Here is a 12697-nt window from a genome sequence, read left to right on the forward strand (position 1 = left end):
ATTTTCCTCTTAAATCACTGATTTTCGAGAATTTCTTTTTTCATTTCCAGTTCAAGCCATTCTTCTTCCGACTGGGTCAGGTCCCGCTCGGCACTTTCCAGAAGCTGGGTTGTCTTCTCGAACTTCGCTGCATCCCGGCTATACAGACCCGGATCGGCCAGAACATCACGATACATCTGGATCTTCTTTTCCAGATCCGCCATTTTCCTAGGAAGAAGATCCAGTGCACGCTTGTCGTTATAGCTGAGCTTTTTCGCCTTTTTCTCTGTTTTCAAAGCAGATTTCGGCGCGATTTCTTCTACTTCCGCGGATGAAGTTTCACGACCTGCCGGAACATCCCCGCGCTGGATGAGCATGTCGGAATAACCACCGGCATACTCGATCCAGTCTCCACCACCATCGGACACCAGAACCGAACTTGCGACCCGGTCGAGGAAGTCACGGTCATGGCTCACCAGCAGGACCGTGCCGGCATAATCAGCCAGCATGTCCTGAAGAAGATCCAGCGTCTCAAGGTCGAGATCGTTGGTTGGCTCATCGAGCACCATGAGGCTGGACGGCTTGGCCAGAGCACAGGCCAGCGCCAGCCTTCCGCGCTCACCGCCTGAAAGTTTTCCGACGGGTGTCCGGGCCTGTTCCGGACGGAAAAGAAAGTCCTTCATATAGCCGATGACGTGACGCTTTTCGTCCCCGACCTGCACCATGTCCCCGCTGCCCCCCGCCAGGGTTTCGGCAAGGGTCTTTGCCGGATCGAGACTTTCACGCTGCTGATCCAGCGTAACCATTGCCACGGAAGGACCCATCTTGATGGTTCCCGACTGCGGCTCCATTTTGCCTGTCAGCAGCCTCAGGAGGGTTGTCTTTCCCGCTCCATTCGCACCAACCAGACCAAGCCTGTCCCCACGCAGGATCCGCAGGTCAAGATCCCGGACGATGGCGCGGTCATCATACGCCCAGTTTACACCCTCGGCAGCGATCGTGATCTTGCCTGCGCTCTCGGCATCCGTTGCAGCCATGCGCAGCGTGCCCTTGCTACGTGAGGCAAGCTCCCTGCGCTGTGCCCGCAGCGCCGCCAGTTCTCCCACACGCCGGACGTTGCGCTTGCGCCGCGCCGTCACGCCATAGATCATCCAGTCTTCCTCACGCGCAATCTGGCGGTCCAGCTTGTGCGCATCACGCTCCTGCTGTTCCAGCACCTCGTCACGCCAGGTTTCATAACGGGAGAACCCCTGATCCAGCCGACGCGTCACGCCGCCTTCCAGCCAGACCACACTCCGGGACAGGGTCTCCAGCAGCCGTCGGTCATGGCTAATGACGATCATGGCACAGCGACAGGCAGCCAGTTCCTTTTCCAGCCATGTGATGGATGGCAAATCCAGATGGTTGGTCGGCTCGTCGAGCAGCAGAAGGTCGGGCTCGGCCGCAAGAGCGCGGGCGAGGGCGCAACGACGGACTTCTCCGCCGGAAAGGTTCTGACAGCTTTCCTCGCCCGTCATGCCGAGTTCGGCCAGCATGGAGCGGGCGCGATAGGTCTCGGTCTCATCCAACCCTTCGGAGGCATAATCGAAGGTCGTGGCGTAGCGCGAAAGGTCCGGCTCCTGCGCCAGATAATGAACCTTCGTTCCCGGCTGGACGAAACGCTTTCCGGAATCCGCCACGATGTCGCCGGAGGCGATCTTCAGCAGCGTGGATTTTCCGGAGCCGTTGCGTCCGACCAGACAGATCCGCTCACCGGGCAGAACGCCCAGTTCCGCCCCGTCGAGGAGCGGGCGTCCGCCGAGAGTGTAGGTAATGTTCTGCAGAGAGAGAATGGGTGCCGACATGGCTCCCTATGTGTCGCAGCCAGACGTCCGCTGCAAGCCACCTCCAGCCCGAAATGCCCTCAAACGGGCGTAACGCCGCCCGTGACGGCCTGATAGGTGGCGACGGCCAGCGTCATTGGCTCGAACGGTTTCGTGATGACGAAGGACGGTTCCTGCGTTTCGCCTGTCAGAAGGCGCTCCGGATAGGCCGTGACAAAAATGACCGGGGCTTCGTGCGTACGCAGGATACGCCCCACGGCCTGCATCCCATCACCGCCGCCGCCAAGATTGATGTCCGCAAGAATGAGACCGGGCTTTGTTTTTGCCGCAAGCGCAACGGCATCCGCCTCAGTATGGGCGACACCTGCGATTTTGTGGCCACAGCGCTCCACCAGATCCTGGATGTCCATCGCAATGATCGGTTCATCCTCGATGATGAGAACACTGGTCTGCGCGATCCCCTGAAGACCTTCGCGCGCCCTGTTCAGCTCAGCCGCAGCCTCTTCCTCCGTAATCCCCAGAGCCTGCGCGCTGGAAGACAGGGACTGCTCTTCCAGAGACGTCAGGAGCAGGAGCGCGCGCTGACGCAGCGGCATGCCGACCGAAGCATCCGCGCCGTGCCGGTCCACGAAAGCACTCACGAGCAGCCCGTAAAGGGCCTGCCGTGCGGAAAGACCGCTCCTGCGCGGTGTCTCCATCAGTTCTTTCAGGGCCACGGCCACCAGTTGATCGCCCGTTTTCTGGTCCCCCACCAGGGCGCGGGCAAAACGGCGTGCGTAGGGAAGCGCCTTGACGAGGTCCTGACGTGCCAGATCAGTCATGAGTCCATGGCCTCCTGAAAAGATATCTGCCGACCCATCCCGGACGGGATGCATCCTGTTATGAAGGTTGAATAGTCATGGCACGATGCCCAATCTCCGTATAGTCTTTGTGGCCGCTCCGGTCGTCTGCAATGTCGCGTGAAGGATTCTCTTCTGAGCACACCAGCGCCCGAGGGCCACCCGGTCCACCCGCCTTCCAGAAAGGCAAGCTTCCACCGCGGCCTGCTTCAGACCCTTCCGGATCTGCGGGGTTTCGCGCGCTTTCTGACGCGGGATACTGCGGCGGCGGATGATCTGGTGCAGGACACGATCGTCCGTGCCCTGGCGGCACAGGACCAGTTCCAGGAAGGAACGGTCCTGAAAGCGTGGCTGTTCACAATCCAGAGACATGCCTTCTACGAACAGACGCGCCGACGGAGCCGCGAGCAGGAAATCATGCTCGATATCGAACTCGACATGCAGCCTTCCACCGCCGTGCCGTCACGTCAGAATGCCCGCGATGCCGTCCAGGATCTGGGGGAGCTTCTGTGGAAGCTGCCGGATCTTCTGCGGGAGGCCCTGATTCTCGTCGGAGCTCAGGAACTCTCCTATGAGGATGCAGCCCGCGTCTGCGATGTGCCGGCTGGAACAATGAGGGCCCGCGTTTCCCGTGCCAGAACGCAACTTGCGGAGCTTGCAGCGGGAAATACGGCTGAGCCGGCAACAGATCCAGAAAAAAATACCGCCTGATTTTTGGCTGTTTTCTGCGGTTTTCATTCAAGAAAATATCTTTTCCGGCAAATTTCTTGCGTCCGGATGCAACATTTTCTCCTGACCGTTCATTGATCCCATGAAAACAGAACGAAATCAGGAGTCAGTTCCATGACGTTCCACGATCAGGTCATTGCCATTCTTCCGAAGCTGCGTGTTCAGGCTCTTTCGCTGACCCGCAACCGCGCCGCCGCCGAAGACCTCGTACAGGACGCCGTGTGCAACGCTCTGGCCGCCCAGAACAGCTTTATCCCGGGAACGAATTTTTCGGCCTGGATGCATCGCATTCTGCGCAACCGCTTCATTTCCGACCTGCGCAAGCGTCGTGAGACGACCGACATTGATGATGTGCCGGCCTCCTCGTTTGCCAGCCCGGCAACTCATGAAGACAGTCTCGCCCTGAAGGACCTGTCGATGGCGCTCTCCCGCCTTCCGGCCGATCAGCGCGAAGCACTTGTCATGGTCGTGATCCAGGGCATGAGCTATGAGGCTCTGGCCGAAGCAACAGATTGTGCTGTCGGGACGGCCAAGAGCCGCGTCTTCCGCGCCCGTCGTCAGCTGGAAGCCTGGATGAGCGGAGAACTGCCAGCCAACGACAAGCTGCGCGTCAAGGTCAAGGCTCTGCGCGATGCCATGGATGCGCGCCGTCGTGCAGGCCAGTCATCTGACGATCTGCTGCTTTCCTGACATCAGCTTTCACAGTGAATGGAATCTGCGTCCATTGCGGATTGGTAGCGATTGCAGAAAACGAGTTGTTTCCGTAAGACTGGATCAGCAGTTCATCCCACAGCGGCCTCTTCAGGAGAGCTCGGAGTTCGCGTCACAGTCAGTAATCAGGGGTGCAGGATGTGCATCTTCTGACGTCACAGGAAGGTTCAGGACCAGCCAATGACCGCAGGAGACAAGCGGAAGTCCTCAGCGAAGGATACCAGGGCGGAGGAACAGGATTCGCCTTTTGGTATCTGGCTGAGCCGGGGCCTGCATCAGCTTTTTGATGATGTTGCAAACGAGCCGATCCCCGATGAGCTTCTCCGACTGATCGAGGAAGATCGAAACAAGTGACTGTTAGCCGGTCTGGTTTCCCAGACCTGAATCCGCGGCGCTGGCGCCGTCTGTGGTACAGACGGGACGCTCTGCGCCATATCCGGATGCTTGATACCGTCGGCGCCCGGGTCATGGCGCTCATCGTCGCAACAACACTTCCCCTCGCAATCATCGCCTCCCTCCTCGCATGGCACAGCTATCAGCAGAATGTTGGTAACGGTGCCATGCGCACCGAAGGCGACATGCAGCTTGCGATTTCGGAAATCACCACGGATCTCGACCAGACCCATACCCTTCTGGACATGCTTGCGGACGGAGACATCTCCTCCGGAAATGCCCTGCGGGAATTTGCCCTGGTCCAGACGGTGTCCCAGCATCATTACTGCCTGCTGATGTTGACGGACGTGGCTGGACGGCCCTCTGTCGTGCTGCCCCCGGCCTCCACGCAGGACGCAGCCATCTGCCATTCTCCGGAACTGGCGACTCCTTCGATGATGTCCCCGTCTGCGAAGCTTCCCGTTGTCGGCGTTGATGTTTTGAAGGGGGACCGTGGCCCGCTCCTGAAATTTGTCATTCCCATTCTCAGCAACAATTCTGTCTCCGGCTACATCATCGCCGTCCGCACCCTCGGCTGGCAGCGCAGCCATCTTCCCAAAGGGGACAGCCGCCTTCTTTTCGGGACGACTGACAATGCACGGCATTTTCTGGCGATGCCGGATGGCTCCCTCTACTCGCTTTTCCCCGATCGGCCTGTCGTTGCGAATCTGCCTCCGAAAGCGCTGGCGCGTCTGAAAAGAGACATCTCCTCTCTCAACCTGCATGATGTCTTTACGAGCCAGGGCATCACATATGCCTTTCAGAACGCCTATGGGCCGGTCAGTCTGATCGTTGCGACCGAGCGCACTGCCGAAGAAAGCCACGCGCTCAATGTCTTCCTGATTCGGGTCAGCCTGATCGTCGGTCTGCTGGTTCTTGAACTGATGGCCGTTGCACTGGGCGCACGGCTTTTTCTGGTCGATCCCCTGGAGAAACTTGCCCATGCCGTTGCGGACTGGCGGCGGGGAGCTCCGTTCGCACCGAGAAGCAGTCATGCGATCCCGCTCGAAATCCGGCATCTGGAAAAAGCATTTCTTCGTGCCACACGACGGCTGGGCCAGCATGAGCAAGACCTGGAACAGTCGGCGCGCAACCAGGACATGCTGATCCGCGAGATCCATCACCGCGTAAAGAATAACCTGCAGGTCGTCGCATCGCTGCTGAACCTTCAGGCAAGCCGTATCCGTTCCCATGAAGCCCGGGAGGAATTCCGGCTTGTCCGCGACCGGGTGAGGGCGCTCGCAACGCTGCACCGCTATCTCTATTCCGAAAGCGGGCTTTCGGCGCTGGACGTTCAGAGTTTTCTGGAAGAACTCTGTAGTATCCTGCTTTCGGCGAACGGCATGAATGCCCAGACCCGCATCAGGCTTCAGCTCGATATCGAGCATGTCCTGATATCACCCGATCAGGCTGTCCCGATTGCCCTGATCGTGACCGAAGTCGTCAGCAACGCCCTGCGCTATGCCTTTCCCGAAGGAAGGACAGGCCATATCGCGATTGGCCTGCACAAGGTCGTCCCGGCCCCCGCCGAAAAGGAAGGGCTGGTGGAACTGAAGCTCGGTGACAACGGAATCGGCATTGATGCCGGTCAGGCCACCGAGTCCCGGACACGCCGGGAAGGGATCGGGATGCAGCTCATCCGCGGGTTTGCACGGCAGATCAATGCGGAGATGACGGTCAGTAATGAAAACGGGACGTGGTATACCCTGCACTTCATTCCGGAGCGTCCGTCCCTGACGGCACTGGCGATGGCGCGCAAAGCCATCAGTCACGGCAAGGACTCGGGCGTGTAAAGGCAGGAGCGCGTCAGGTTCCACCCGCAAATCCACGAAAAAACCTAAATAAGCGGCAAGAATTGCTCGAAGCACTGTCTTGTGAAGCTTTTGCGACCTATATGCAGGGGTCATGAAGGCCGACAAGACAATCGCAAAAGCGTGGGTAAAGGCACAGGGACGAGCAAGCCGCTCCCGGACCTCTGTCGTGGTATTGTTAGGGTTGCTCTCGACCCTGCTGGGACTCCTGCAGGCCTGGGCACTGGCCCGGACACTCGCATCCGTTCTGACGCACGATACGGACAGCACCGGACCGGCAATCGCCGTCTTTCTTCTCGTCTGTGTTCTCAGGGTTGTCCTCTCCACCGTGCAGGACATGACGGCCGCATCAGCCGGAATCCAGGCCCGTCGCCGCTTGCGCGCGGAAGTTCTGAACCGGATCATCGGGGAGGGACCGGCCCTTCTGCGACGTCATCACAGCGCGGCCATTGCAGCCACACTGGTTGACCGTATCGAGGCGCTGGATGGGTATTTCGCCCGCTGGCTGCCTGCCGCATCGCTCTGGCTGGTGTCGCAGTGGCTTGTCGTGATCGCGCTCTATGTGGAAAATCATCAGGCGGGTCTTATCCTTGCTGCCTGCTGTGCTGCCCTTCCCATCCTGCAGGCCGTTTTCGGAATTGCCACCGCGGTTGCGTCCCGCAGGCAGTTTCTGGCCATGAACCGCCTGCAGACGCGCTTTCTCGATCGGGTGAAGGGCATTGCCACCATCGTCCTTTCAGGGGGAACCGAACGCGAGACACAGGCTCTGGCAAAAAGTGCCGATGATCTGCGTCAGCGCACAATGAAGGTCCTGCGGATTGCCTTTCTGGCCTCGGCCACCACGGATGTCGCCATGGTCGTGGCCCTCGTGCTCATCGTTGTGACACAGGCTCACACCCTGATGGGGCACCCTACTGACGCCGTGCTGACCCGCGCGCTCTATGCCGTCCTGCTGGTGCCTGAAGCCTTTGCCTCCTTCCGAGCGCTGTCGGCTGCCTATCAGGATCGTGCCCATGCGACTGCTGCCGCAGAAGCCATGCACGAACTGGCACCGCTGACCGCTCGGACAGCGCAGGGGCCTGAGCTCATTCATGTCGAGGGCGGCATTTCCGTCACGGCAGAGCATGTCTCTTTTGCCTGGAATGAGCAGCGCGGGACCGTCATTCATGACGTCAGCTTTGCCCTGCCCGCAGGTGCGACACTGATCCTTGAAGGCGCATCCGGAGCGGGGAAATCCACACTCTTGGAACTGCTGCTCGGCTTCGTGTCACCATCACAGGGCCGCATCCTGTTTGACGGACAGGACATGCAGGACCTTTCCCCGCGCCAGATTTCCTCACGGATCAGCTGGATCGGGCAGAAACCCGTCCTGTTTGCGGGCACCATTCGTGAGAATATTCTTTTTGCACGTCCTGACGCCTCGGCAGAGGACATGAAGCGCGCGATTGTTGCCGCGGCCGTCGATCAGTATCTGCCTTCCCTGCCAGACGGGCTGGAAACGCGGATCGGTGAGGGAGGGTTCGGTCTTTCTGGCGGTCAGGCCCAGCGCATCGCCATCGCCCGCGCCTATCTCAAGGATGCGCCCCTTCTGCTTCTCGATGAGCCGACATCCCATCTCGATCCTAAAACCGAGGCCGAAATCCTTGTCAGCCTGAAAGAGCTGGCCAAGGGCCGGACCGTCATCCTGTGCAGTCACTCCGCGCAGGCCCGTCAGTTCCAGGGACGGCATCTTGTCCTTGATGGTGGGCGCGCCGTCGCCTTTACGGGAGAAGCCGCATGAGCACCCCGCTGCCTACAACCCCGGTCGCAGAAACGAATAGCGAAACGGCGCTCTCCCGCATCCTTCAGGTCTGGCGTCCGCAATATACACGCCTCATCACTGGCATTGTCATCGCAGAACTGGCTGTCTGTGCCGGACTGGCCCTGATGGGGCAGGCAGGGGGACGAATTACCGGCGCGGCCGTCGGGGCAGGAGCTGCCTATCTTCTTCTGCGTCTTTCAGGTGTGGCTCAGATCGTTCTGCGTTATTGCGAACGCTTTTATACGCATGACGCCATGTTCCGCGCCTTGGCGGATCTGCGGGTCTGGTTCTATCGCAAGCTCGCAGGAGGCGCCGCGGCAGGACTGGGTTTTCAGCGTTCGGGAGACCTGCTGACACGTCTGGTGTCAGACGTGCAGACACTGGACAACCTGTATCTGCGCATCCTTGTTCCACTGATTTCGGCACTGCTCACACTCCCGATTGCAACGCTCGTCTGGATACGGGCGGGAACCGAAGCGGGCCTGCTGACCGGCGCATTGTTTGCTGTCCTCGCGTTCTTACTGCCCCTGATGGGCGCGCGTCTGTCGCGCCGCTTTGGCCCGGATATTCTCCGGGCGGAATCAGAACTTCGTGTGGCCGCACTCGACCTCACCTCCGGCCTCCGCGAGGCCCGGGCCTTTGGCGCTGAAGATGTTCTTGCCGCAGCCGTCACGGACCGTCAGGAAACGCTTTTCAGAGCCCAGCGCCGCCAGCAGACCCGCATGGCGCTCATGCACGGTTTCGCAGGTCTGATCGCCAAGGCCGGAATTGCTGTTATCCTTTGTGCCGTGGCGGGCATCCTTTTCCCTCAGGCCCCCGCCATTGCTGGCATTACCGCGCTTTTCGTGGCGATCACTGCCCTTGAAAGTGTTACGGGCCTTGCGCGGGCGGGTCTGCTGAGCGGGCAGGTCAGTCACGCGGCGCAACGGATTGTCGAAATTGCCGACCGTGCTCCCCCCGCGCCGGAGGGCAACGCACCGCTACCGGCCGGTCGGGATCTGCGTCTTGAGAATGTGACGTTCCGCTGGACGCCGGACCGGGCCCCGATCTTCCGGGATCTGAACCTCACGCTCCGACAGGGTGAACGCGCGGCCCTGATCGGCCCTTCGGGTGCCGGAAAGTCCAGTCTGGCCGCCCTGATCCTCAAGGCCGCATCGCCGGAGCATGGACGGATCCTGCTGGGTGGCACGGACATCACTACCCTGCGCGACAGCGATCTGCGGTCACAGGTTGCATGGCTGTCGCAGGCCAGTCACCTGTTCGATGATACAGTGCGTGGGAACCTGCTGCTCGGCCGGACAGACATTCCGGACACCTCTCTGTGGGCCGCGCTTGAGCAGGCCAGGATCGCGGATGTCGTGCGTGACCTCCCCGATGGGCTGGACACCTGGATCGGGGAAGGTGGCTCGAAACTTTCCGGCGGCCAGGGACGACGCATCGCGCTTGCACGTGTGCTGCTGTCCGATGCACCCATCCTTGTTCTTGACGAACCGGCAACCGGACTGGACGCGGAGACCGAACGCGCTTTCCTCGAAACACTCAATAATGCAACCGAGGGCCGCAGCGTCCTGCTGATCGCCCATCGTCTGACTGGCGTGGAAAAACTTGACCGCATCTGGCGCCTTGAGGACGGACAGGTTATTTCCAGTTCGTGCTGAACGGCCCGCGCCGATCCAGCTTCACGCTTATTCATCCTGACAGGACGCTACGCCATGGCACGTTTCCTTTCCCTCATCCGCATCGCGGCCCCGGTTGTCGTTCTGTCAGCTACGCTGGCAGGATGTGCCGAACAGCCGTCACGTGACAGCTACGTCGTTTTCTTCGAGCGTGAGTCCGTGACGCTCAGCCCGGTTGCCCAGGCTGTCGTCACAAAGGCCGCCACGGCAGCCCGCGCAGAACATGCAAGCGTCGTCCGCGTCTCGGGCTCCGCCGGTGCAAACGGTGATGCCGCAGTTCTGAAAGAACTGGCCACGAGCCGGGCCCAGACGGTGGCCACGCAGCTCAGCAATGACGGGCTCAATGGTGCACGGATCGAAATGACGCCGTACAAGCCCAGCGAGCTTGAAGACTCCCACGTCGCCCTGCGTCGCGTCTCCATCACCATCGTTCCGGGTCACTGATCCGGGGCCCGGGATGACGCAGGCGCAGAACAGCCCTCCCGTCGCTCCGGGATCGAATCAGCCTCCGACGCCTGAAGGCGTGCTGGCGGAAGTTTTCGGCTTCCCCGGCTTCCGCGGCCTTCAGCAGGACGCCGTTGAAACGGTCATGCGGGGCGAGGACGTGCTCGTCCTCATGCCGACGGGTGGCGGCAAGAGCCTGTGCTATCAGGTTCCCGCCCTCTGCCGGGATGGCATGGGGCTCATCATTTCGCCCCTGATCGCCCTGATGGACGATCAGGTGGCCGGCCTGCGACAGCTTGGCGTCCGCGCGGCCGCCCTGCATTCCGGACTTGAGCTGGATGAACGCGACGCGCTTCAGAGCGACCTGCGGGATGGCAGGATCGACATTCTCTACATTTCTCCAGAACGTCTGCTTCAGCCCGCAACCGCGAATTTCCTGTCAAAACGCCAGATCTCGCTGATTGCGATTGATGAAGCGCACTGCATTTCGGCCTGGGGGCACGAGTTCCGGCCGGAATACCGTGCGCTGGCAAGTCTTCCGGAAATGTTCCCCGGCGTCCCGCGCATTGCCCTGACCGCCACGGCGGATCCCCGCACGCGAGACGATATTCTGAATGCCCTCGGGATGCCGGACGCGCGGGTTCTGATGGCGAGCTTCCATCGTCCCAACCTGATCGTGGAAGCCCGGGCCAAGGCAAGTGAGAGCCGTCAGCTTCTGGAAACCCTTCAGAGCCACCGGGAAGGGGCCTCCATCGTTTATTGTGGCAGCCGCAACAAGACGGAACGCGTCGCGACCATGCTGCGCGACAAGGGCCTGACGGCCCTGCCATTTCATGCCGGTCTCTCATCGGTCGAAAAGCGGGCGACCCTGCTACGTTTCCGCTCTGGCGAAGAAATGGTGATCGTCGCGACAATCGCGTTCGGAATGGGAATCGACAGGCCTGATGTGCGGTGTGTGGTTCATCTGGACATGCCTTCGTCTCCGGAAGCCTATTACCAGCAGATCGGGCGGGCAGGGCGCGATGGCGAACCTTCCGACACGCTTCTGCTCTATGGCGGCGAGGACATGGCGCGGGCGCGCTACTGGCTCGAACAGTCCAGCGCGCCAGACCACGAAAAGCGCGTCATGCAGGCCCGGCTGGAGAGCATGATCGCGCTCACGGAAACCACGGGCTGTCGCACTCAGGCGCTCCTGGCGTGTTTCGGGGAGAACCTTCCTCAGCCCTGTGGCCATTGCGACAACTGCATCAGTCCGGTTTCGACATTCGATGGCACCCAGGCGGCCCAGAAAGTGCTATCGGCGATCTATCGCACCGGGCAGCGACTTGGTGCCGTCCAGCTCTCCAACGTGCTGCGGGGAAAGCTCAACGAAACGATCGAGCGCAACGCCTATCAGCATCTTTCCGTGTTCGGGATTGGCAAGGACCATAGCGAACAGTGGTGGCGTGCCGTCATTCGCCAGCTTATTGCACGCGGGGCTATCCGGATGCACGGCGAGTACGGTAGTCTGGCACTCCAGAGCGAGATTGCCCGCCCGATCCTGCGCGGCGAGGAGCGCGTGGCCCTGAGGCTTGAAGCCAAAGCTGCCCTGACCGCCAGCGCGGGATCGGATGGCAATACGGAAAATGATCGTCTGTCACCGGACGAAAAGCTGTTTTTCGACGCCCTGCGCCAGTGGCGCCTGTCCGAAGCGCGGGAGCAGGAAATCCCGCCTTACGTCATTTTCCACGATTCGGTTCTGCGCGATATCGCCCGCGAACAACCTGCCAGTCGTGAGGAACTGGGCGGCATCAAGGGTGTCGGCGCATCAAAGCTGGATCGTTACGGGGCAGCGGTCCTGACCGTGCTGCGCGAAATCCGCGAACCCGCCGCAGCCCGGTAAAAACCTGCCCCCCGGGTGCCTAGTCGTGGGTCAGCTCGTCAGGAGTCGTCACGATGAAGCTGACGGTGATGCTGCCGCCATTGAGAATATCGAACGTGAACGGCACCCTTGTACCCGGAGCGGGCATCTGCCGGATTCCCATGCACATCATGTGATATCCTGAGCGCGGAAAGATCATCGTGGAATCGTGAGGCAGGGCCAGATGCGTAAAAAGGTCGTTCGCCCCGTCGGTCTGCTGCTGGTTCGTATGATGCGCGACGACATTCTGGCAGAGCGGGGACGTGATGCCCTTCAGCAGATGATCGACACTGTCGTCGTTACGAATCGTGAAATAGCCGGCGCCACGGTTCGGAAAATAGGCTGAGGGGCGAAAAGTTCCGTCCATGACCACAACCCGCTGCGCATTATGATCGGCATCCGGCGCCACCGTCTGTGGAGCAGGCTGCTGGGCCATCGCCCGCGCAGTGGAAAGAGCAAAGAGGGCGGTCAGGACAGTTACCCGTTTCAACGACAGTCTCCCGGTATTATGCGCGATCTCACGGGCCCCGTTTGGGCCGGAACGCATCATCC

Annotated in this window: 11 protein-coding genes; 8 read left to right on the forward strand and 3 right to left on the reverse strand. The window is 60.7% G+C overall.

The genetic code is table 11. The annotated features are described in order from the left end of the window. Positions 1-14: 14 nt before the first annotated feature. Together ABF859_RS00635 and ABF859_RS00640 are read right to left on the reverse strand one after the other, a co-directional pair. A complete protein-coding gene (locus ABF859_RS00635; RefSeq protein WP_415525162.1) occupies positions 15-1823 on the reverse strand; it encodes an ABC-F family ATP-binding cassette domain-containing protein in 1809 nt (602 codons plus the stop codon). 59 nt (positions 1824-1882) lie between these two features. After that, the gene (locus tag ABF859_RS00640) at positions 1883-2623 is read right to left on the reverse strand and encodes a response regulator (protein ID WP_415525164.1); all 741 of its coding nucleotides are present in this window, start codon (positions 2621-2623) and stop codon (positions 1883-1885) included. 222 nt (positions 2624-2845) lie between these two features. Between ABF859_RS00640 and ABF859_RS00645 the strand changes: the two genes are divergently transcribed. From ABF859_RS00645 to recQ, 8 genes are all read left to right on the forward strand, one after another. Then, positions 2846-3352 carry a sigma-70 family RNA polymerase sigma factor gene (locus ABF859_RS00645; protein WP_415525643.1) on the forward strand — a complete coding sequence of 169 codons (507 nt, stop codon included), beginning with the start codon at positions 2846-2848 and terminating at the stop codon, positions 3350-3352. A 132-nt stretch (positions 3353-3484) separates the two neighbouring features. Further along, complete coding sequence (locus ABF859_RS00650; RefSeq protein ID WP_415525166.1) at positions 3485-4060, forward strand: sigma-70 family RNA polymerase sigma factor; 576 nt, start codon at positions 3485-3487, stop codon at positions 4058-4060. Between the two features lie 201 nt (positions 4061-4261). Then, positions 4262-4435: a NepR family anti-sigma factor gene (locus ABF859_RS00655; protein WP_415525168.1), complete on the forward strand. Its 174-nt coding sequence runs from the start codon at positions 4262-4264 to the stop codon at positions 4433-4435. After that, complete coding sequence (locus tag ABF859_RS00660) at positions 4432-6306, forward strand: sensor histidine kinase (protein WP_415525170.1); 1875 nt, start codon at positions 4432-4434, stop codon at positions 6304-6306. Before ABF859_RS00655 ends, ABF859_RS00660 begins: the two co-directional genes overlap by 4 nt. 112 nt (positions 6307-6418) lie before the next feature. Continuing rightward, a complete protein-coding gene (gene cydD, locus ABF859_RS00665; RefSeq protein ID WP_415525172.1) occupies positions 6419-8104 on the forward strand; it encodes a thiol reductant ABC exporter subunit CydD in 1686 nt (561 codons plus the stop codon). Next, the gene (gene cydC / locus ABF859_RS00670) at positions 8101-9783 is read left to right on the forward strand and encodes a thiol reductant ABC exporter subunit CydC (RefSeq protein ID WP_415525174.1); all 1683 of its coding nucleotides are present in this window, start codon (positions 8101-8103) and stop codon (positions 9781-9783) included. The genes cydD and cydC overlap by 4 nt, the downstream gene beginning before the upstream one ends. Positions 9784-9837: 54 nt before the next feature. Further along, positions 9838-10245: an OmpA family protein gene (locus ABF859_RS00675; protein ID WP_415525176.1), complete on the forward strand. Its 408-nt coding sequence runs from the start codon at positions 9838-9840 to the stop codon at positions 10243-10245. A 13-nt stretch (positions 10246-10258) separates the two neighbouring features. After that, complete coding sequence (recQ, locus tag ABF859_RS00680; RefSeq protein WP_415525178.1) at positions 10259-12127, forward strand: DNA helicase RecQ; 1869 nt, start codon at positions 10259-10261, stop codon at positions 12125-12127. Positions 12128-12146: 19 nt separating this feature from the next. On the opposite strand, the gene ABF859_RS00685 is transcribed toward recQ, so the two are convergent. Next, on the reverse strand, positions 12147-12635 hold the full coding sequence (locus ABF859_RS00685; RefSeq protein WP_415525180.1) for a copper chaperone PCu(A)C: 489 nt from the start codon (positions 12633-12635) through the stop codon (positions 12147-12149). Positions 12636-12697 lie beyond the last annotated feature (62 nt).

This window comes from Gluconobacter sp., assembly GCF_047722525.1.
Taxonomy (GTDB): Bacteria; Pseudomonadota; Alphaproteobacteria; order Acetobacterales; family Acetobacteraceae; genus Gluconobacter.

What these genes read in the sequence shown, in the direction of transcription:
- ABF859_RS00635 (WP_415525162.1), bottom strand. Translation starts at nt 1,823, where the DNA reads ATGTCGGCACCCATTCTCTCTCTGCAGAACATTACCTACACTCTCGGC.
- ABF859_RS00640 (WP_415525164.1), bottom strand. Translation starts at nt 2,623, where the DNA reads ATGACTGATCTGGCACGTCAGGACCTCGTCAAGGCGCTTCCCTACGCA.
- ABF859_RS00650 (WP_415525166.1), top strand. Translation starts at nt 3,485, where the DNA reads ATGACGTTCCACGATCAGGTCATTGCCATTCTTCCGAAGCTGCGTGTT.
- ABF859_RS00655 (WP_415525168.1), top strand. Translation starts at nt 4,262, where the DNA reads ATGACCGCAGGAGACAAGCGGAAGTCCTCAGCGAAGGATACCAGGGCG.
- cydD (WP_415525172.1), top strand. Translation starts at nt 6,419, where the DNA reads ATGAAGGCCGACAAGACAATCGCAAAAGCGTGGGTAAAGGCACAGGGA.
- cydC (WP_415525174.1), top strand. Translation starts at nt 8,101, where the DNA reads ATGAGCACCCCGCTGCCTACAACCCCGGTCGCAGAAACGAATAGCGAA.
- ABF859_RS00675 (WP_415525176.1), top strand. Translation starts at nt 9,838, where the DNA reads ATGGCACGTTTCCTTTCCCTCATCCGCATCGCGGCCCCGGTTGTCGTT.
- recQ (WP_415525178.1), top strand. Translation starts at nt 10,259, where the DNA reads ATGACGCAGGCGCAGAACAGCCCTCCCGTCGCTCCGGGATCGAATCAG.